16 protein-coding genes are annotated in these 19231 nt (G+C 64.9%); 9 read left to right on the top strand and 7 right to left on the bottom strand.

The features are described from left to right. Positions 1-251: 251 nt before the first annotated feature. Positions 252-1586 (top strand): S41 family peptidase, encoded by a 1335-nt coding sequence (locus tag N2605_RS18245; protein ID WP_036009952.1) that lies wholly within the window; start codon positions 252-254, stop codon positions 1584-1586. 81 nt (positions 1587-1667) lie between these two features. On the opposite strand, the gene N2605_RS18240 is transcribed toward N2605_RS18245, so the two are convergent. From N2605_RS18240 to N2605_RS18220, 5 genes are all read right to left on the bottom strand, one after another. Further along, positions 1668-4400, bottom strand: a complete 2733-nt coding sequence (locus tag N2605_RS18240; RefSeq protein ID WP_036025206.1) for a bifunctional diguanylate cyclase/phosphodiesterase — start codon at positions 4398-4400, stop codon at positions 1668-1670. Positions 4401-4577: 177 nt separating this feature from the next. After that, entirely contained in the window at positions 4578-5111 is a 534-nt protein-coding gene (moaC, locus tag N2605_RS18235) for a cyclic pyranopterin monophosphate synthase MoaC (RefSeq protein WP_036025198.1), read from the bottom strand. A gap of 1 nt (position 5112) precedes the next feature. After that, entirely contained in the window at positions 5113-5934 is an 822-nt protein-coding gene (trpC, locus tag N2605_RS18230; protein ID WP_036025195.1) for an indole-3-glycerol phosphate synthase TrpC, read from the bottom strand. Positions 5935-5942: 8 nt separating this feature from the next. Continuing rightward, on the bottom strand, positions 5943-6956 hold the full coding sequence (trpD, locus tag N2605_RS18225; protein ID WP_036025193.1) for an anthranilate phosphoribosyltransferase: 1014 nt from the start codon (positions 6954-6956) through the stop codon (positions 5943-5945). A 14-nt stretch (positions 6957-6970) separates the two neighbouring features. Next, the gene (locus N2605_RS18220) at positions 6971-8869 is read right to left on the bottom strand and encodes a SurA N-terminal domain-containing protein (protein ID WP_036025192.1); all 1899 of its coding nucleotides are present in this window, start codon (positions 8867-8869) and stop codon (positions 6971-6973) included. 223 nt (positions 8870-9092) lie between these two features. Here N2605_RS18220 and tpiA point away from each other — a divergent pair, with 223 nt between their 5' ends. From tpiA to N2605_RS18205, 3 genes are all read left to right on the top strand, one after another. Further along, positions 9093-9848 (top strand): triose-phosphate isomerase, encoded by a 756-nt coding sequence (tpiA, locus tag N2605_RS18215; RefSeq protein ID WP_036025191.1) that lies wholly within the window; start codon positions 9093-9095, stop codon positions 9846-9848. A 140-nt stretch (positions 9849-9988) separates the two neighbouring features. Next, positions 9989-10372: a preprotein translocase subunit SecG gene (gene secG / locus N2605_RS18210; RefSeq protein ID WP_036009912.1), complete on the top strand. Its 384-nt coding sequence runs from the start codon at positions 9989-9991 to the stop codon at positions 10370-10372. Between the two features lie 166 nt (positions 10373-10538). Continuing rightward, the gene (locus N2605_RS18205; protein ID WP_036025189.1) at positions 10539-12170 is read left to right on the top strand and encodes a CTP synthase; all 1632 of its coding nucleotides are present in this window, start codon (positions 10539-10541) and stop codon (positions 12168-12170) included. A gap of 42 nt (positions 12171-12212) precedes the next feature. Here N2605_RS18205 and N2605_RS18200 read toward each other — a convergent pair whose 3' ends face one another. Beyond that, positions 12213-13628 carry a tetratricopeptide repeat protein gene (locus tag N2605_RS18200; protein WP_260347386.1) on the bottom strand — a complete coding sequence of 472 codons (1416 nt, stop codon included), beginning with the start codon at positions 13626-13628 and terminating at the stop codon, positions 12213-12215. 458 nt (positions 13629-14086) lie between these two features. On the opposite strand from N2605_RS18200, the gene N2605_RS18195 reads away from it, so the two are divergent. From N2605_RS18195 to N2605_RS18185, 3 genes are all read left to right on the top strand, one after another. Further along, the gene (locus tag N2605_RS18195; protein WP_057030503.1) at positions 14087-14413 is read left to right on the top strand and encodes an NIPSNAP family protein; all 327 of its coding nucleotides are present in this window, start codon (positions 14087-14089) and stop codon (positions 14411-14413) included. Positions 14414-14526: 113 nt separating this feature from the next. Continuing rightward, a complete protein-coding gene (kdsA, locus tag N2605_RS18190) occupies positions 14527-15375 on the top strand; it encodes a 3-deoxy-8-phosphooctulonate synthase (RefSeq protein WP_225133717.1) in 849 nt (282 codons plus the stop codon). Further along, positions 15375-16583, top strand: coding sequence for an MFS transporter (locus tag N2605_RS18185; protein WP_260347385.1), 1209 nt, complete (start codon positions 15375-15377; stop codon positions 16581-16583). The genes kdsA and N2605_RS18185 overlap by 1 nt, the downstream gene beginning before the upstream one ends. A 57-nt stretch (positions 16584-16640) precedes the next feature. On the opposite strand, the gene N2605_RS18180 is transcribed toward N2605_RS18185, so the two are convergent. After that, on the bottom strand, positions 16641-17714 hold the full coding sequence (locus N2605_RS18180) for a CobW family GTP-binding protein (RefSeq protein WP_050995938.1): 1074 nt from the start codon (positions 17712-17714) through the stop codon (positions 16641-16643). A 116-nt stretch (positions 17715-17830) separates the two neighbouring features. On the opposite strand from N2605_RS18180, the gene N2605_RS18175 reads away from it, so the two are divergent. Both N2605_RS18175 and N2605_RS18170 read left to right on the top strand, forming a co-directional pair. Then, positions 17831-18919, top strand: coding sequence for a cyclase family protein (locus N2605_RS18175; protein WP_225156895.1), 1089 nt, complete (start codon positions 17831-17833; stop codon positions 18917-18919). Between the two features lie 60 nt (positions 18920-18979). After that, on the top strand, positions 18980-19225 hold the full coding sequence (locus tag N2605_RS18170) for a cyclic nucleotide-binding domain-containing protein (protein WP_260347384.1): 246 nt from the start codon (positions 18980-18982) through the stop codon (positions 19223-19225). Positions 19226-19231 lie beyond the last annotated feature (6 nt).

The following is a 19231-nucleotide window of genomic DNA, read 5'->3' as shown; positions in this document are numbered from 1 at the left end:
TCCTCCAAAACCATCCTAAAATCGCATAGCTGCGAGGCGTAGGCGGCCCGGACCGTGTCGTGTTGCTTCGAAACAGTTTCGGAACGTTGCCAAAAGTTTAGGCCAAGGCGAAGGGATTTCTTCGGTGTACCCGCCAGCGCGGCATCCCGGCCTTGAAGAAACCAGAATGGTATTGTGAGAGATGGACTGGATCGCCATTTGCATGGCGTCTCCCAGCCTCAAGAGAAACGCCAAGCACAAAAGGCACCTTCATGCGGAAAACCCTGCTGTTCCCCCTGGGCGCGCTCACGGGAGCGTGCCTGACCCTTCTGGTAGCCAGCCCGCAGGGCGGCGTATGGGCAGCGCGGGCGGCAGTGAGTGCGGGTGATGCTTATTCCCAGCTCAATCTGTTCGGCGCGGTGTTCGAGCGGGTCAAGGCCAGCTATGTCGAGAAGCCGGACAATGCCAAGCTGATCGAGGGGGCGATCACCGGCATGGTGACCTCGCTCGACCCGCATTCGCGCTACATGAACGCCAAGGCCTGGACCGAGATGCAAGAGACCACCTCCGGCGAGTTCGGCGGGCTCGGCATCGAGGTCACGATGGAGGATGGCCTCGTCAAGGTCGTCTCGCCGATCGACGACACGCCGGCTTCGAAGGCCGGCATCATGTCCGGCGACCTCATCGGCAAGATCGACGGCGAGGCCGTGCAGGGCATGACGCTCGAGCAGGCGGTCAACAAGATGAAGGGACCGGTCGACACCAAGACCAAGCTGACCATCATCCGCAAGGGTGCGGATGCGCCGCTCGAGGTTGCGATCACGCGCGAGATCATCCATGTGCGTCCGGTGCGCTTCCGCGTCGAGAACGGCGACATCGGCTATATCCGCATCACCTCGTTCAACGAGCAGACCGCCGACGGCCTGAAGAAGGCGATCGCCTCGGTCTCCAAGCAGGTCCCGCCGGAGAAGCTCGCCGGCTACGTGGTTGATCTGCGCAACAATCCGGGCGGCCTGCTCGACCAGGCCGTGTCGGTGTCGAGCGCCTTCTTGCAGCGCGGCGAGGTCGTTTCGACCCGCGGCCGCAGTCCGGAAGAAACCCAGCGCTTCACCGCTCATGGCGGCGACCTCACCAAAGGCAAGCCGATCGTGGTGCTGATCAACGGCGGCTCGGCCTCGGCCTCGGAGATCGTTGCCGGTGCGCTGCACGACCACAAGCGCGCGACGTTGATCGGCACGCGATCGTTTGGTAAGGGCTCGGTGCAGACCATCATTCCGCTCGGCTCCGGCAATGGCGCGCTGGCGCTGACCACGGCGCGCTACTACACGCCGTCGGGCCGCTCGATCCAGGCCCAAGGCATCGCGCCCGACATCGAGATCCTCCAGGACGTGCCGCCCGAGCTGAAGGGGCGGATGGACACCATGGCGGAATCCCAGATGCGCGGGCATCTGTCGGCCGACGGCACCGAGCAGACCGGATCGCAGTCCTACGTTCCGCCGGAAGAGAAGGACGATAAGGCTCTGCACGCAGCCTACGACTTCCTCCACGGCGTTACGGCAAATGCCGTCGCTGCCAAGCGCGCGACGAAGGCTGCAGTGCCGAACTAGATCTTACGACGTTCCGGATCATGTTTCGCCCGGGAGCGGAGGACCGCTTCCGGGCGATTTCGTTTCCAGCGCCGTTTCGACCTAACCGACCTCGCGGCGGCGGCTCTCGCTGCCTTCGCGCCGGGCGCGCCGGCTGCGGTGCAGCGCGAACAGCTCCAGCATCTTGTCGGCGGGCTTGGCGGCGCTGAACAAATAGCCCTGCATCTCGGAGCAGCCGAGCGTACGCAACAGGCGCTGCTGCTCCTCGGTCTCGACACCCTCGGCCGTCGTGGTCATGCGGCGGGCGGCCGCCAGGTTGACGACGGCTTGAACGATGCTGGCGGAGCCGTCGGGACGGGCGATGTCCTCGACGAAGCAGCGGTCGATCTTGATCTTGTCGAACGGGAAGCGGTGCAGATAGCTCAGCGACGAGTAGCCGGTGCCGAAATCGTCGAGCGCGATGCGCACGCCGATGGCGCGGAGCTGGTGCAGGATGGCAAGCGCGGCATCGTCGTCGCGGATCAGGACTGCCTCGGTGATCTCGAGCTCGAGCCGGCTCGCCGGCAGATTCGACGCTGCGAGCGCCGCCATGATCTTCAGCGCCAGCGTGCCGCTCTTGAACTGCACCGGCGAGACGTTGACGGCGAGGCGGATGTCGTCGGGCCAGCTTGCCGCGTCCCGGCACGCGGTCGCCAGCACCCATTCGCCGATCTCGTTGATCAGGCCGGTGTCCTCGGCGATCGGGATGAAATCGGCCGGCGAGACCCAGCCGCGCTCGGGATGGCGCCAGCGCACCAAAGCCTCGCAGCCGGTGATGCGGTCGTCCTTCAGGCCGAGGCAGGGCTGGTAATACACCTCGAGCCCGCCTTCGCGGCCGCCTTGCGCGATGGCGTGGCGCAGGTCGCCCTCGAGCTGGCGGCGTTCGCGGACCTTGGCGTCCATGTCCGGCTCGAAGAAGCGGTAGGTGTGGCGTCCGGCGGACTTGGCCGCGTACATTGCCATGTCCGCGTTCTTCAGGATCTGGTCGAGCGCCGTGCCGTGCTCCGGCGCGAGCGCGATACCGATGCTGGCGTCGCTGGTGAGATGATGGCCCATGCAGTCGACCGGCGTGCGGATGGTTTCGAAGACGCGCGCGACGAGCTCGTTGACCTGATCCAACGACGTTACCGCGCCCTGCACGATGGCGAATTCGTCGCCGCCGAGTCGCGCCACGAAGTCTGCGGGACCCGCACAGCGGCGGAGGTTGGTCGCGATCGATTTCAACAGCTCGTCGCCGACGAGATGGCCGAGCGCGTCGTTGACGCCCTTGAACTCGTCGATGTCGATGTAGTGCACCGCGGTCTGCTCGCCGTCGCGCGCCGCGGCCAGCTCCTGCCGCAGATGCTCGTGGAACATGGCGCGGTTGGGCAGGTCCGTCAGCGCGTCGTAATGGGCGAGGTGGGTGATGCGCTCCTCGATGCGCCGGCGCTCCGTGATGTCCTCGTGGGTCGCCACCCAGCCGCCATCCGCGAGCGGCTCGTTGAGGATGTGGATCGAGCGGCCGTCGGCGGTATCGACCACCATGGAGTTGCGGAGATGGATGTCCTTCAGGACGCGCGCGGCGTAGGCATCGACGTCGCCGGTAAACGAGCCGGTCGTCTTGCGATGGGCGATGATGTCGCGAAAGCTGCAGCCGGGCTTCACGACATCGGCCGACAAGCCGTACATCTCGATGTAGCGCTGGTTGCAGACCACGAGCCGCTGCTCGGAATCGAACAGCAACAGGCCCTGCGTCATGTTGTTGACCGCGCGGTCGAGCCGCTGCTTCTCCAGCGTCAGCTGTTCGCGCGAAAGGCGGTGCTGCTCCAGCAGCTTGCGCACGACGGCAATCAGCACGCCTGCGATCGCGAGCGCGGAAGAGGCTGCGATCGAGATCAGAATGCCGATCTGCTCGCGCCAGTCAGCCAAGGCCGCTGCGCGCGTCGTGGTGGCCATCACCAGGATCGGGAAGTGGGGCAGGGCACGGGAGGAGATCAGCCGGTCCTCGCCGTCGACGGGGCTGTTGAAGCGGCCGGCGAAATGATCGAGCCCGAACACCCTTTGATGCTCGAACGGTCCGGTCTTGAAGTTTCGCCCCATCAATTCGCCGGACTGCGGATAGCGGGCGAGCAGTGTGCCGTCGCCATGCAGCATCGAGATCGTCGCGCCTTCGCCGAGCACCACGGAGGCGAAGAACTTCTCGAAATTGGCAGGTTCGATCCCGCGTCCGACCACGCCGAGGAACTCGCCGCGTGGCCCGACGACCCTCCGGGCCACCAGAATGGTCCACGCGCCGGAGATGCGGCTGTGCAGCGGCTCGATCAGGACATCAGGCGCATAGGGATCGTACTTGAAGGTGCGGAAGTAGGCGCGATCGGCGACATTCACCTTGGGCGTCGGCCATGCGGTCGACGAATTGATCAGATTGCCTTCGGCATCGATGATGTTGAGGCCGCCCATATAGGGCAGCGCCTCGATCTTCGACCGCAGCATCCGGTGCACATCCTCGCCCGAGAGGCGCTTGCGATACTCCTCTCCGGTGGTAATTCCGGTGGTGCGGACGTAGTCGACGAAACCCTTCTGGATGACGGCGAAGTCCTGCAATTGCTGATCGAAATGATGAGCAAGCAGCAGCACGGTGTTTTCCAGCTCGCGGCCGGAATTGCGCAGCGCCCGCTCCCGGAAGTTCTGCGCCATCAGGACCGAGCCTATGGCGATGGCCGCGATCAGCAGCGTGCCGCCAACCACAAGCCAGCGGATCGGGCCGCTGCGCACGAAGACCTGGTCAAAGAGACGACTGCCGAATTTCATCTTCATGCTGGATTCGTTGCCGCGCACACGTCAGGATCAATTCAGGACCCTGAGAACATCCGTTGGTTTACGGTGACGGTGTGGAAGTAAAGTTAGGAAGCGCGGTTAACGAGACGTGAATACCCGCGCGCAAAAGCAATCCATGCGCGCGGCGCGAAAGTGGGGCGCTAACGCAAGCCCGCGTCAGGCGCGGTAATGGCCGGATTTGCCGCCGAGCTTCTCGACCAGATGGATGCCCTCGATGCGCACGCCGCGCTCGACGGCCTTGATCATGTCGTAGATGGTGAGGCAGGCGACCGACACCGCCGTGAGCGCCTCCATCTCGACGCCGGTCGGTCCCGTCACCTTCACGGTGGCCCGTACCACGCAGCCCGGCAGCTTGGCGTCAGGCTCGATATCGACAATGACCTTCGACAGGGCGAGCGGATGGCAGAGCGGGATCAGCTCCGAGGTGCGCTTGGCGGCCATGATGCCGGCGATGCGCGCGGTGCCGAGCACGTCGCCTTTCTTGGCGTTGCCGGACACGATCAGATCGAGCGTCGTCTTGGTCATGACGACGCGGCCCTCGGCGACCGCCAGCCGCTCCGTCGCTGGCTTGTCCGAGACGTCGACCATCCGCGCCTCGCCGGAGGCGCCGATATGGGTGAGGGCGGGGCCGGCCTTTGCTTTGGCCTGCTTCGTCTTGGCTGAAATGGTCTTCGCCGGCTTGCGCGCCATGTCAGCGCGTGCCCGCCGCGCGCGCCGTCGCCTCGCGCGCGAGCAGCGCGCGCGTCGCCGCCGTGACGTCGGCCTGCCGCATCAGGCTCTCGCCGACCAGGAACGTCGACATACCGACGCGCTCGAGCCGGGCGAGGTCGGCGGGCGTGAAGATGCCGCTCTCGCCGACCATCAGCCGGTCCGAAGGGATCAGCGGCGCCAAGGCCTCGCTGGTCGCGAGCGTGGTTTCGAAGGTCCGAAGATTACGGTTGTTGACCCCGATCATCGGCGAGCGAAGTCTCAGCGCCCGGTCGAGCTCGGCGCGGTCATGGATCTCGATCAAGACGTCCATGCCGTAGGCGAGGGCGGCGTCTTCGAGGTCTCTTGCCGCGGCGTCATCGAGCGCCGCCATGATGATCAGGATGCAGTCGGCGCCGTGTGCGCGGGCCTCGACCACCTGATAGGGATCGAACAGGAAATCCTTGCGCAGCACGGGGAGCGAGGTTGCTTCGCGCGCGGCTACCATGAAGTCGAGATGGCCCTGGAACGAGGGCGTGTCGGTCAGCACCGACAGGCAGGCAGCGCCGCCGGTTTCATAGGCCTTTGCGAGTGCCGGCGGGTCGAAATCGGCGCGAATGAGTCCCTTGGAGGGCGAGGCCTTCTTGATCTCGGCAATCAGCGCGTAGCCGCCGTTGGCGTGCTTTGCCTTGATCGCGCGCAGGAAGCCGCGCGGCGCGGAGGCGGCCTTGGCCTGCGCCTCGACGGTGGAGAGCGGACGCGCTCGCTTCGCCGCCGCGATCTCCTCGCGCTTGTAGCTCTCGATCTTGGTCAGGATGTCGGACATGCGGGAGTTCAGCTCTTGGAGACCGTGACCAGGTGCTTCAGCTTCGCGTTGGCTGCGCCGCTGTCGATCGAGCGGACGCCGATCGCGACGCCCTCCTTGAGGTCCTTGGCGCGGCCGGCCACGACCAGCGCGGCGGCTGCGTTGAGCAGCGCCACGTCGCGATAGGGGCTCGGCTTGCCGTCGAGCACGCTCTGCAACGCGATCGCGTTGGCATCGGCGTCACCGCCTTTGAGCGCACCGGCCTCGCAACGCGGGAGCCCGGCTTCCTCCGGCGTCACCTCGAAATTCCGGATCTCGCCGTTGTGGAGCGCGGAGACGAAGGTCGGGCCGGTGAGGGTGATCTCGTCGAGACCATCGGACCCGTGCACCACCCAGGCGGAGTCGGAGCCGAGATTCTTCAGCACCTGCGCCAGCGGCTGTACCCATTGCCTGGAGAACACGCCGACCATCTGCCGTTTCACGCCGGCCGGATTCGACAGGGGACCGAGCAGATTGAAGATCGTGCGCGTGGCGAGCTCGACCCGGGTCGGGCCGACGTTCTTCATGGCGGGATGGTGGGCGGGGGCAAACATGAAGCCGATGCCGCATTCGCGCACGCAGCGGCCGACCTGCTCCGGCTTGAGATCGATCTTCACCCCGAGCGAGGCCAGCACGTCGGCGGCGCCCGAGCGCGACGACAGCGCGCGGTTGCCGTGCTTGGCCACGGGCACGCCGGCGCCCGCGACGATGAAGGACGCGCAAGTCGAGACGTTGACCGAGCCGGAGCCGTCGCCGCCGGTGCCGACGATGTCGACTGCCTCCGGCGGCGCCTGCACGGTCAGCATCTTCGCGCGCATCGCCGCGACCGCGCCGGTGATCTCGTCCACGGTCTCGCCGCGCACCCGTAGCGCCATCAAGAGCCCGCCCATCTGCGAGGGCGTGGCCTCGCCGCTCATCATGGCATCGAAGGCGGAAGCGGCTTCGTCACGCGACAGGCTGGCGCCGGTCGCCACTTTTCCAATGATCGATTTCAGGTCGTCCATCGCGTGCTTTCAACTCACTGGTTCGCGCCGGTCACCTGCGCGAAGGCGGCCTGATTAATGGTGGTCCCGATGTCGGTTTCAAGCTTGTTGACGTAGGAAGCGACCTGCTCCTCGGTTTGGGCGCGGTCGAGGCTCTCCTTCAGCTTCTTGACCGCGTCGGAGGCAAAGTCGACCGCGGGATCGACGATGTCGGTGACGCGGAACACGATCACCTCGCTGCCGCCGCTCACGGCCGTCTGTCCGATGCCGTCCTTGGCGGTGCGGAAGGCCGCCGCCACGACGGTGCCGGGCACGCCGACGGGCGAGTCGTCGCGCTTGAAGCCGCTCGCGGTCTCGACCTTGGCGCCGACGGCGGTGGCCTCGTCGGCGAGCTTGCCGCCCGCATCGAGCTTTTGCACCATCTCGGTCGCCTTGGCCTTCAGCTTGGCGGCGATCTGGTCCTGGCGCCATCGCGCCTCGACCTGATCGCGGACCTCGTCGAGATTGCGGTCGCGCGAGGGGGTGATGGCGAGCACGTCGTACCAGACATAGCCGCCTTTGAACGAGATCGCGTCGTTGTCGACGCCGACATCGGTGTTGAAGGCCTGCGATACCACGTCGAGGCCCTGCGGGATGCTGGCGACCGGCTGGCCGTTCGGGGCGCGACCGGAGCGGTCGACGGCCTCGATGGTCACGGCGGTGAGGCCGAGCTTCTGCGCCGCGTCGATCACGCTGGAGCCGCCGCCACGCTCGTCTTCCATCTTGTCGCGGAGGTCGGCGACCTTGACGCGTGCACGCTCAGTCGCGATCTCGCGCTTGATGTCGCCGGCAAGCTTGGCGTAGTCGGCCTCGGCGCCCGGCTCGATCTTGTCGACCCTGACGATCGCGACGCCGAGCCCGCTCTGGATCGGCTGGCTGATCTCGCCGGCAGGCAGCGCGAACGCGGCATCGCCGACGGCGGGCGCGAGCGAAGACTTAGTCACAAGCCCCAGGTCGACGTCGGAGGCGCTCAGCCCGCGTTCCTTGCCGATGTCCTCGAACGACGTGCCGCCGACGAGGCGCTCGCGAGCGGCCTGCGCTTCGGCAACGTTCGGAAAGACGATCTGCTGGATCTGGCGCTTCTCAGGCGTGCCGAGCCGGTCCTTGCGCTGCTCGAACATCTTCCGGGCATCCTCGTCCGAGACCTCGGTCCATTTGCCGATTTCTTCCGGCGAGACCACGACGAAGGAGATCTTGCGATATTCGGGCGCGCGGAACTGGACCTTGTGATCCTCGAAATAGGCGGCAAGCGCCTCGGGCGAGGGCGGGTCGATCGGACCGGCCTGCGCGGCGTCGAGCCGGACGAATTCAATCGAGCGTTGTTCGTTCTGGTAGCGCGTCAGGACGTCGACCATGGCCTTCGGGGGCTCGAGGCCGGCGCCGACCGTGCCGGTGATCTGCCGGCGCAGCGATACCTTGCGCTGCTCGGCGACATAGCGCTGCTCGGTGTAGCCGAAATTGCGGATCAAGGCTTGGAAGCGATTGGGGTCGAAATTGCCGCCGATACCCTTGAAGTTGGGGTCGTTCATGATGAGCTGGCGGATCTGCTCGTCGGATTGGCCAAGGCCGAGCCGGCGCGCCTCTTCGTCGAGCGCGGCCTCGGCAATGGTCTGCTGCAGCACCTGGCGGTCAAGGCCGAACGCGCGCGCCTGGTCGGGCGTCAACGGACGGCCGAACTGGCGGCTGATCTGTTGCAGGCGGTCGGTGTAGATCTGGCGGAACTCGTTGAGCGAGATCTCGGTGCTGCCGATCTTGGCGACCGTGGACTGGCCGAAGCCCTTGAAGATGTCGGCAATGCCCCAAATGCCGAAACTGATGATCAACACGCCCATCACCACGGCCATAACGATCTTGCCGAGCCAGTTCGATGAGGCCTTGCGTATTCCTCGGAGCATTTGGTCCAACTTGTTTGGTCAGGAGGGGAACGGAGCGCGTCTTAATGCAGATTCCGCAAAAGCGCGTCACCAAATTGATAGATCATCATAAAGTGGCGGCTTTCCCCCCGCAACCTCGCCCCGGGCGACCGCTTGAAGCTGCGGCGAAAGGGCCTCTGGTCTCTGGAACTGCAGGAGCACCTCTGCTAGCGCATGAACAAACCTCATTCTGCTGGACATTGACATGACCGACGCCATCCGACCGCTGATCGCGGGCAATTGGAAAATGAACGGCCTGAAAGCCCAGGCTGCTGAATTCGACGCCATGCTCAACGGCGCGGCAGACGTGGCTGGCAAGGCCGACCTGCTGGTCTGCCCGCCGGCGACCCTGGTTGCGGCGTTCGCCGAGAAGGCGCGCGGCAAGAAGGTCGCGGTCGGGGCCCAGGACTGCCACTCCAAGGCCTCCGGCGCCCACACCGGCGATATCGCCGCCGAAATGCTCGCCGATGCAGGCGCGACCGCCATCATCGTCGGCCATTCCGAGCGCCGCGCCGACCACGGGGAGGGCGACGCGCTGATCCGGCAGAAGGCCGAGGCGGCCTGGCGCGCCGGGGCCGTTGCGGTCGTCTGCATCGGCGAAACGCAGGGCCAGCGCGACGCCGGCCAGACCCTGGACATCCTGCGCGGCCAGCTCGACGGCTCGCTGCCAGAGGGCTCGACGGCGGCCAATCTGGTCGTGGCCTATGAGCCGGTCTGGGCGATCGGCACCGGGCTGACCCCCACAGCCAAGGATGTCGAGCAGATTCATGGGTTTATCCGGGAACTCCTGACCATCAGGTTCAAGGCTGAGGGCGCGAAGATGCGAATCCTCTACGGCGGCTCGGTCAAGCCCTCGAACGCGGCCGAACTGATGGCGGTGAAGAACGTCAACGGGGCTCTGGTCGGCGGTGCCAGCCTGAAGGCGGCCGATTTCCTTGCGATCGCTAAGGGCTGCCCCTAGCTAAGTCCAAACCGCGGGACCGGGCCCGATCGGGGGTGGCAATGCCACCTCCGATCGTGTAACACCGCGCAACTTCAGGAAAACCCGCGAAGCGCGATCGGCCGCCGTCAGGCGCCGCCCGCTTGTGACGGAAGGATATCATGCAGACCGTTGTCATCGTCATCCACCTCATGATCGTCGCCGTCATGATCGGTGCCGTCCTGCTCCAGAAGTCGGAAGGCGGCGGCCTCGGCATGGGCGGCGGCGCGGGCTTCATGTCGAGCCGCGGCACGGCGAACCTTCTGACGCGGACCACCGCGATCCTGGCCGTCGGCTTCTTCCTCACCAGCCTGTTCCTGTCCTGGTATGCCGGTTACGACCGCAAGCCGTCGTCGATCATCGGCCAGCCCTCGCAGACCCAGCCGGCCGGCGGGTCGCCCATCGCGCCGCCGACCTCGGGCGGCATCCTGGATTCGCTGAAGAAGGCCGACGAGCAGCAGCAGGCGCCGGCTCCGACCGGTCCTCAGGTGCCGCGCTCGCAATAAAGCAGGGGGGCCATGCAGGGCGGTGGCTACCGTCCTGCATCAACAATCCCCATCAAGGCACTGTCATCACTCTTCGTTTCGGCTCACCCACAGGCCCGCAAAATCTTTGGGGCGGAATACGAATCGCTTTGGCGAATCGTATTTAGGGGATTAGAGGTTAAGTCCCATGGCGCGGTACATATTCATCACCGGCGGCGTGGTTTCTTCGCTCGGCAAGGGTCTGGCTTCGGCGGCACTGGGTGCCCTGCTGCAGGCCCGAGGCTACAAGGTCCGCCTCCGCAAGCTCGACCCCTATCTCAACCTCGATCCCGGAACGATGTCGCCGTATCAGCACGGCGAAGTGTTCGTGACCGATGACGGCGCGGAGACCGATCTCGATCTCGGTCACTACGAGCGCTTCACCGGCCGTCCCGCGACCAAGGCCGACAACATCACGACCGGACGCATCTACCAGGACATCATCTCCAAGGAGCGCCGCGGCGATTATCTCGGCGCGACCATCCAGGTGGTTCCGCACGTCACCAATGCCATCAAGGAATTCGTCCTCGACGGCAACGACGATTACGACTTCGTGCTGGTCGAGATTGGCGGCACCGTCGGCGACATCGAGGGCCTGCCGTTCTTCGAGGCGATCCGCCAGCTCAAGAACGAGCTGCCGCGCGATCACGCCGTCTACATCCATCTGACGCTGCTGCCCTATATTCCCAGCGCCGGCGAATTGAAGACGAAGCCGACGCAGCACTCGGTGAAGGAGCTGCGCTCGATCGGCATCCAGCCGGACATCCTGCTCTGCCGCACCGACCGCGAGATCCCGAAGGAAGAGCGGCGCAAGCTCGGGCTGTTCTGCAACGTGCGCGAAAGCGCCGTGATCGAGGCGCGCGACGTCGACAACATCTACGCGGTCCCCGAGGCCTACCACAATGCGGGCCTCGACGACGAAGTGCTCGCTGCCTTCGGCATCGGCTCGCGGATTCCGCCGGAGCTGCGCAGCTGGCAGGAGATCAACGAGCGCATCCGCAATCCCGAGGGCAACGTCACCATCGCCATCGTCGGCAAGTACACCGGCATGAAGGATGCGTATAAGTCGCTGATCGAGGCGCTCTCGCATGGCGGCATCGCCAACAAGGTGAAGGTCAATCTCGACTGGATCGAGAGCGAGATCTTCGAGAAGGAGGATCCGGCGCCGTTCCTCGAGCACGTCAACGGCATCCTGGTGCCCGGCGGATTCGGCCAGCGCGGCGCAGAGGGCAAGATCAGGGCGGCGCAGTTCGCGCGCGAGCGCGACGTGCCGTATTTCGGCATCTGCTTCGGCATGCAGATGGCGGTGATCGAGGCCGCGCGAAACCTCGTCGGCATCGAGGACGCCAACTCCACCGAGTTCGGCCCGACCAAGGAGCCGCTGGTCGGCCTGATGACGGAATGGCTGCGCGGCAACGAGCTCGAGAAGCGCTCGCAGGCAGGCGACCTCGGCGGCACGATGCGGCTTGGCGCCTATCCTGCAACGCTCAATCGCGGCAGCCGCGTCTCGCAGGTCTATGGCGGCGCGACCGAAATCTCCGAGCGTCACCGCCATCGCTACGAGGTCAACACCGCCTACAAGGACCGCCTCGAGCAGCACGGCTTGAAGTTCTCAGGCCTCTCGCCCGACGGCGTGCTGCCTGAAATCGTCGAGTACGAGGATCACCCCTGGTTCATCGGCGTCCAGTTCCACCCCGAGCTGAAGTCGCGCCCCTTTGAGCCGCATCCGCTGTTCGCTTCGTTCATCGAGGCGGCGGCGAAGCAGAGCCGGCTGGTATAGCCGGCTCGGTCTGCCCTGACAAAGTCTTGCTCGCACGTCCGGCTACGCGGCCGCGATGTCCATCCTGCGGCAGAAGCAAGATGCCTTGATCGGCACCTCCGCGCGCGACTGGGCGAGGTCAAGTCGCTGCTTGATCAGCGGCCTCTCGGCGCTGTCGCCACGCCGCATGAGACATTCGTGCAAGCCGTGAAGCGACCACAGATTGTCGGGATGCTGGCAGGCCCGGCTCAGCTTTCCAGCGAGGCCGAGATCGGAACGGTACACCGCCTCGGCTTCCTCGATCCGTCCCTGCTCCAGCAGCAGCGCACCGAGTGCGTGACGCGGTGGCTGCATCCATCCCCACGGCTCGTCATAGGGCAAGGCGTCGCTGAGTGCGACCGATCTGCGCAGCTCAGCGAACGCGAAGTCGTAATTGGCTTTGCGATATTCCAGTTCGCCATTCAACATCGCTTCGGCCACGCCGAGCAGGGCGACGACCTTGTTGTTGTGCACGAGCCGGCTCTCCGGCACGCGTGTCTTCGCCTGAGCGAACAACGCTTTCTCGGTTTCGGCCTCAGTGACGTGGCCAAGCGCTGAATGAGCCACCGCCTTGGCGTAGTGGATCATCGCCGTCACAGAGCAGTATAGCTCTCGATCCTCCGGCAGCTGTTGGGCAATGATGTCGTGCCATTTGCCGAAACGCACGAGAACGTGCTGCTTCATCGTCAAGTAGCCTTCCAGGAAGTCCGCCATGGGGGGCGATTGAATGCGCAGCACTGGCTCGGGCACGGTGGCAATGAGTTCCTCGGCCGCTGCGATAGCGGGGGCGTATTGACCCAGGAACATCGCGCCGTAGATGGCGAAGTGGAAGTTGTGGATGACATAGACCAGGTAGACACCCGGATCGTCCGAATAAGCGAGGAATCTGCGGTCGGTCGCCAGCGCCTTCTGATTGTAGAGCAGGACGTCGTTGTACTGCCCGCACAGCACGTCGAGATGCGTCGGCATGTGGATCAGATGGCCGCTATCGGGGGCGATCCCGCGCAGCCGGTCCCCAGCCCGCATCGCCTTTTGCGGGAAGGGCGACATCTCCATGAGGTGGACGTAGAGATGGAGCAGCCCCGGATGATTCCACGCAGCCGGCCATCGATCGAAAGCTTGTTCGAGCACGGCCCTGCATTCCTCGGTGCCAGCGCCCTTGGTGGGTTCTCCAGACTCAAGGTCCCACATCAGCCACGGCGTCTCGTTCATGATCGATTCGGCAAAGATGGCTCGGACCTCGAGATCTTCGGGATACGTGGCGAAGACCTTTCGCATCTCTCGCGTGAAGGCCTTGTCCCACGGCGCCATGTCCTCGATCGCGTCACGCTGCGGATAGCGCGCCGACAAGGCGCGGATCAGCGCTTGCTCGACCGGGCTCGCCCTCTCCGCCTGCGCGAGGGCGTCCTGCGTCGCATCGTATGATCCCGCCAGCGCCAATTGACGGCCTTGTGCGTCATAGCGGACCCAGGGCAGGTTGTAGTTGGGACCCGCGGCGTAGCCGATGCCCCAATGCGCCATCGCGCAGCTGCTATCGAACTCGAGCGCCTTGCGAAAACATTTGATCGCCTCGCCATGGTTGAATCCGAACACCCAGTTGAGCCCTCGGTCAAACCAGAGCTGCGCATCGGGCGAAGTCGTGGTGATTTTGCGGCTGTAGGGTCCGAGATCAAAATAGGTCATTGCCTTCGCCCCCTTTGATCGCTTCGGTCGTTTTGCCGATTGCTCTCGGGCCGTCGGCGGCTGATGCGCCCTGACCGAGCCTGCACATTATCAAGAGCGCCGGCCCCGCGCTATCGAGCTATGCATGGAACGCCATGAGGGGGCCCCGGGTGAGGCTCAAGACAGAGTTGTGGCCAGCGGGTATAACCGCCGCTCCTGTCAGGGAGGGAGCAAGAATGATCTACGAAATGCGCGTCTATCGTTGCGTGCCCGGCCGCCTACCGGCATTGCTCAAGCGGTTCGAGACCGCCACGCTGAAGATCTGGGAGAAGCATGGCATCAAGCAGGCCGGGTTCTTCACCACCCTGATCGGCGAATCCAACCAGGAGCTGACCTATTTCCTCGCCTGGGACTCGCTTGCCGAGCGCGAGAAGAAGTGGGGCGCGTTCATGACCGATCCGGACTGGATGAAGGCGCGCGCCGAGAGCGAAGCCGACGGCCAGATCGTCGCCAACATCGTCAGCCAGATCCTGGCGCCGACCGCCTTCTCGGCGGTGAAGTAGCAGGCGGCGGGCAGGGAACCCTGGCGCAACCCTGATATTCGGACCGTCCGGGCGGAAGAGGGTTGATCCGACCCTCATGCCGGCTATGGTCGCGCCGAAACGAGGGATGTGCCTTGAGCTCTTCGAATTCAGCGGCGCCGGTCGTCACCATCGGCAGGGTCAAGTTCGGCAATGATTTGCCGATCGCGGTCATTGCTGGGCCCTGCCAGCTCGAGAGCCGCCAGCATGCGCTGGAGGTCGCCTCCGCGCTGAAGGAGATCGCGGAGCGGCTGAACATCGGCCTCGTCTACAAGACCTCGTTCGACAAGGCCAATCGCACCAGCGCGGCGGCGGCGCGCGGGCTGGGTCTTGCGCCGTCGCTGCCGATCTTCGCGGAAATCCGATCCTCGCTCGGCTTGCCTGTTCTGACCGACGTGCACGAAGCCACGCAATGCGCCGAGGTGGCGCAGGCCGTGGACATCCTGCAGATTCCAGCCTTTCTGTGCCGGCAGACCGATCTGCTGCTAGCGGCGGCCGCGACCGGCAAGGTCGTCAACGTCAAGAAAGGTCAGTTCCTGGCACCCTGGGACATGGCCAATGTCGTGACCAAGATCACGAGCGCTGGCAATCCCAACGTGCTCGTCACCGAGCGTGGCGCCTCGTTCGGCTACAACACGCTCGTCTCCGACATGCGCGCGCTGCCGATCCTGGCGCGCACCACCGGCGCGCCCGTGATCTTCGACGCCACCCATTCGGTGCAGCAGCCGGGCGGGAAGGGGACGTCCTCGGGCGGCGAGCGCGAATTCGTCCCGGTGCTGGCGCGTGCAGCTGTCGCGGTCGGCGTTGCCGGCGTCTTCATCGAGACCCATCCCGATCCCGATCGCGCGCCTTCCGACGGTCCTAACATGGTGCCGCTGCGCGAGTTCGAGGGGCTCATCGCCCGGCTGATGGCGTTCGACGCGCTGGCAAAGAATCCGCGCTGATGCAGCAGAGTGAGGCGCGGCCGCAAGATCACGGCTTGCCGACGGCGCTCTACGTCATCTCAGGCGCAAGCTTTGCCGCTGCCTTGTCGGCCCGCGCGCTCGATCCGGTGCTGCCGCACGTCGCCGAGGATTTTGGCGTCAGCATCGCGACCGCCGCGGGCTTTGCCGCGGTGTTCGCCTTCACCTTCTCGATCATCCAGCCGATCATCGGGGCCGCCGCCGACCTGTTCGGCAAGACCCGGCTGATGATCGGCTGCCTCGCGCTGCTCGGCTTCGCGAACATCCTGGGCGCATTCTCGACGTCGTTCTCGGTTCTGTTCGCAACTCGCATCCTCGCGGGCATCGGCTCCGGCGGCGTATTTCCGGTGGCGCTCAGCCTGACCAGCGATCTCGTCGGTCCCGAGAAACGCCAGGTTGCGATCAGCCGCACGCTCGCCGGCGCCATGACGGGCAATCTGCTCGGCGCCTCGGCCTCAGGCCTGATCGGTGATTTCCTCGGCTGGCGGGGCGTGCTGGCGGTGCTCGGTGTCCTCGTGATCATCGCATCGATCGCGGTCGCGGCCGGCTTTCGTGGCGCCAAGGTCAAGCATCCGCCGAAGACGAGCCTCTCGGCGCTGAAGGCCGGCTATCGCACCATCTTCACCAACCCGAATGCCTATGTCTGCTATTCGGCTGTGTTCATCGAAGGCTGCTGCGTGCTCGGCCTGTTTCCTTACATCGCTTCGTTCCTGTTCGAGCTCGGCCAGACCTCGCTGTCGATCGCCGGCATCGTCATCGCCGGCTTTGCGGTCGGCGGCCTGTTCTACACGCTTACGGTGTCGCGCCTGCTGCCTTGGCTCGGCGTGAAGGGCATGATGATCGCAGGGATGACGCTGGTGGCGTCACAGCTCATCGCCGTCGCCTTCGGTCCACGCTGGGAAGTGCAGGCGCTGAATCTCGTCGTGATGGGCTGGGGCTTCTACATCGCCCATGGCTGTCTCCAGGTCTTCGCCAGCGAGCTCTCGGTCGAGGCGCGCGCCACCGCAATGTCGCTGCATTCGTTCTTCTTCTTCATGGGGCAGACGGTGGGGCCGCTCGCCTACGGCTTCGGGCTCCAGCATGCCGGCAAGACGGCGACCCTGTCGGCGAGCGCCGCGATCATGGTGCTGCTCGGCCTCGTCTGCGCGCGGCTGCTCAAGCAGCGGGCGCCGTCAGATGCGCGCGTCTGAGGGCGCGTCCGGACGAAGCGCCCTCTCAAAAAGCTTCGCAAGCAGTCCTTGTGGCGCTCAGGCGCTCGCGTAGGCCTCCTGCCAGAGGTCAAGCACCTCGTGACGCGTAATGCCACGGGTGATGAACACGATGCGCGAACGGCGGTCGGCAGCATGGGGCCATTTTGCAAGCGCCACCGGCGGATGGAAGACGTGGTGGACGCCATGAACCGCGACCGGCGTCTCTTCATCGCGAAGATTCAAGATGCCCTTGACCCGCAAGAGGTCCTCGCCCCGGGTGGCGCGCAGATGCGCGAGCCAGCGCGATACGGCCATCCAGTCAAGGGGATCGTCGAATGCGATCATGAAGTTAAGGATCGAGGCATCGTGGCTATGATGCTCGTGATGGGCATGACCGTCATCATGATGGTGGCCGCTCTCATGTGCAGCCTTGGCGACGTCGGCGAACGCCTGCTCGTTGAGCCAGCGCTCGATATCGGCTGTCTTCTTTTCGGGGTCAATGAGGGCGGCGCCGAACAGTTGAGCCGGATCGACCTCGCCATGCGCCACGTTCTCGATCCTGGCGCTGGGATTGAGCCGACGAAGCCGCAAGTCCAGTGCGTCAGTATCGTTGACCAAATCGCGCTTGGTGATCAGCAGCCGGTCAGCGAGCGCGACCTGCTTCACCGCCTCGTATTGGCGGTCGAGCTGCCGCGCTGCATTGACCGCGTCGACGGTGGTCACCACGGTGTCTAGCCGAAGGAAATGCGACACCAAGGGGTTGTTCAGCAGCAGCTGAGCGATGGGAGCGGGGTCAGCCAACCCCGTTGTCTCGACCAAAATCCTGCGGAACGGCGGTACCTCGCCACGATCGCGGCGCACCAGCAGCGCGCGCAGGGTCTCTTCCAGATCGCTGCGAATAGTGCAGCAAATACAACCGCTCGCGAGCACGGCGACCTCGCCGTCCACGCGTTCCACGAGGAGGTGGTCGAGGCTGACCTCGCCATATTCATTGATGACGACGGCGCTGTCCTTCATCGCGTCATGGCGCAGCAGGCGGTTGAGCAGTGTCGTCTTGCCGCTGCCAAGAAAGCCGGTGATCAGTGACACCGGAATCCGCTCGGCGGATTTGTCGCTCTCGAACAGGCTCATCGGCGTCCTCAACCCTGGTCTTATTTTTGTCGCTGGACAACAGCCTAATGGAGGACGAGCATTCCGAAAACAGGATCTTAAGCCCGATCTCAGCGGGCACAACCCGGGAGGAAGCGATGGACGACACCAAAGGCGACGAAGAGAAGGGCGGTGCCGCGACCGATCGGCGGACCTTGCTCCGCACGGCGGGTCTTGCTGGTGCGGCTGGCGCGGCATTCGCAGGTGCGATGCACGGCAAGTTCTCACTTGCACCGATTACCGCGGCCCAGGCCCAAACCCCGGCGATGCCAAAGGGCGTGGACAGACCTTGGTGGCCCTCGAAATGGGGCAAGGACGACGAGGCTGGCGCGTCGAACCACATCACGCCGGCGAAGGTTCTTGATGCGGTGAAGTGGATCAAGGATGGCAAGATTTACAAGATCGGCCGCGTATACGAACAAGGCATGCCGTTGTTCGGCGCCCGCGCATTCTCGTTGCGCATTCCCGGCGGGCCGACTGGCGGCCCGTTCGGCGACAACAAGCTCGTCTATCACGACGAGTTTCTCGCCACCGAAATCGGCCAGACCGGCACCCAATTCGACGGACTCGGCCATATCGGTATCCAATTGGGCAAGGATGGCGACAAGAGCGAGATGCGCTTCTACAACGGCTTCACCGCCGCTGAGATCAGCGACGCCTACGGCCTGAAGAAGCTTGGCGCCGAGAAGCTCAAACCGCTGTTCACACGCGCCCACCTGATCGATATGGTCGCGCTGAAGGGCGGCATGATGGACGCCGGCCAGGAGATCACCTCGGCCGATATCAAGGCGGCGCTGGCGAAGCAAAACATCGCCGAGAGCGACATCAAGCCAGGCGATGCGATCATGTTCCACACCGGCTGGGGCTCCCTGTGGATGAAGAACAATGATCGCTACAATAGCGGCGAGCCTGGGATCGGCCTCGATGCCGCGAGGTGGATCATCGAGAAGGATCTCGCGCTGACTGCGGCCGACACCTGGGCGGTCGAAGTGGTGCCCAACCCCGACAAGTCGCTCGCCTTCGTGGTTCACGCCGAATTGCAGACCAAGCACGGCATTCTCAACCACGAGAACCTGATCTTCGACGAGTTGATTGCCGACAGGAAGTACCAGTTCGTCTACTGCTTCACGCCGTCGCCGATCAAAGGCGCTACCGGCAGCAATGGCTGTCCGATTGCGATCACCTGACGCGAATGAAAAAGCGGGTGGGCGGGACGTCCCCGCCCACCACGCGAGCTGCGGAGCGACGTGCGGCTCGCCTCGCATGGTCCCGCATGGAATTCGGCGAGATGGCGATCCTGGAGCACAGCCGCAGCGCCGACGTCTTTCGCCGACACGCCCGTCACCTGCCTCGAACTGCCGCTCGACAGCTTTGCCGATTACCGCCGGCTGCACCCGGAAACGTCGTTGAAGATCATGCGCAATCTTGCCGCCATCCTGGCGCGGCGGCTGGTGCTGGCGAATGCCAAGGTGGATTTGCTGAGCGCCTACTGACTATAC

Source organism: Bradyrhizobium yuanmingense, assembly GCF_025200905.1.
GTDB lineage: Bacteria > Pseudomonadota > Alphaproteobacteria > Rhizobiales > Xanthobacteraceae > Bradyrhizobium > Bradyrhizobium yuanmingense.
Note: the sequence above shows the minus strand (reverse complement) of the source record. Positions and strands in the feature narration are given on the sequence as shown.

Bases quoted from the DNA above. Each gene is read 5' to 3' on its own strand.
- N2605_RS18245 (WP_036009952.1), top strand. From the start codon at position 252: ATGCGGAAAACCCTGCTGTTCCCCCTGGGCGCGCTCACGGGAGCGTGC.
- N2605_RS18240 (WP_036025206.1), bottom strand. From the start codon at position 4,400: ATGAAGATGAAATTCGGCAGTCGTCTCTTTGACCAGGTCTTCGTGCGC.
- moaC (WP_036025198.1), bottom strand. From the start codon at position 5,111: ATGGCGCGCAAGCCGGCGAAGACCATTTCAGCCAAGACGAAGCAGGCC.
- trpC (WP_036025195.1), bottom strand. From the start codon at position 5,934: ATGTCCGACATCCTGACCAAGATCGAGAGCTACAAGCGCGAGGAGATC.
- trpD (WP_036025193.1), bottom strand. From the start codon at position 6,956: ATGGACGACCTGAAATCGATCATTGGAAAAGTGGCGACCGGCGCCAGC.
- N2605_RS18220 (WP_036025192.1), bottom strand. From the start codon at position 8,869: ATGCTCCGAGGAATACGCAAGGCCTCATCGAACTGGCTCGGCAAGATC.
- tpiA (WP_036025191.1), top strand. From the start codon at position 9,093: ATGACCGACGCCATCCGACCGCTGATCGCGGGCAATTGGAAAATGAAC.
- secG (WP_036009912.1), top strand. From the start codon at position 9,989: ATGCAGACCGTTGTCATCGTCATCCACCTCATGATCGTCGCCGTCATG.
- N2605_RS18205 (WP_036025189.1), top strand. From the start codon at position 10,539: ATGGCGCGGTACATATTCATCACCGGCGGCGTGGTTTCTTCGCTCGGC.
- N2605_RS18195 (WP_057030503.1), top strand. From the start codon at position 14,087: ATGATCTACGAAATGCGCGTCTATCGTTGCGTGCCCGGCCGCCTACCG.
- N2605_RS18185 (WP_260347385.1), top strand. From the start codon at position 15,375: ATGCAGCAGAGTGAGGCGCGGCCGCAAGATCACGGCTTGCCGACGGCG.
- N2605_RS18180 (WP_050995938.1), bottom strand. From the start codon at position 17,714: ATGAGCCTGTTCGAGAGCGACAAATCCGCCGAGCGGATTCCGGTGTCA.
- N2605_RS18175 (WP_225156895.1), top strand. From the start codon at position 17,831: ATGGACGACACCAAAGGCGACGAAGAGAAGGGCGGTGCCGCGACCGAT.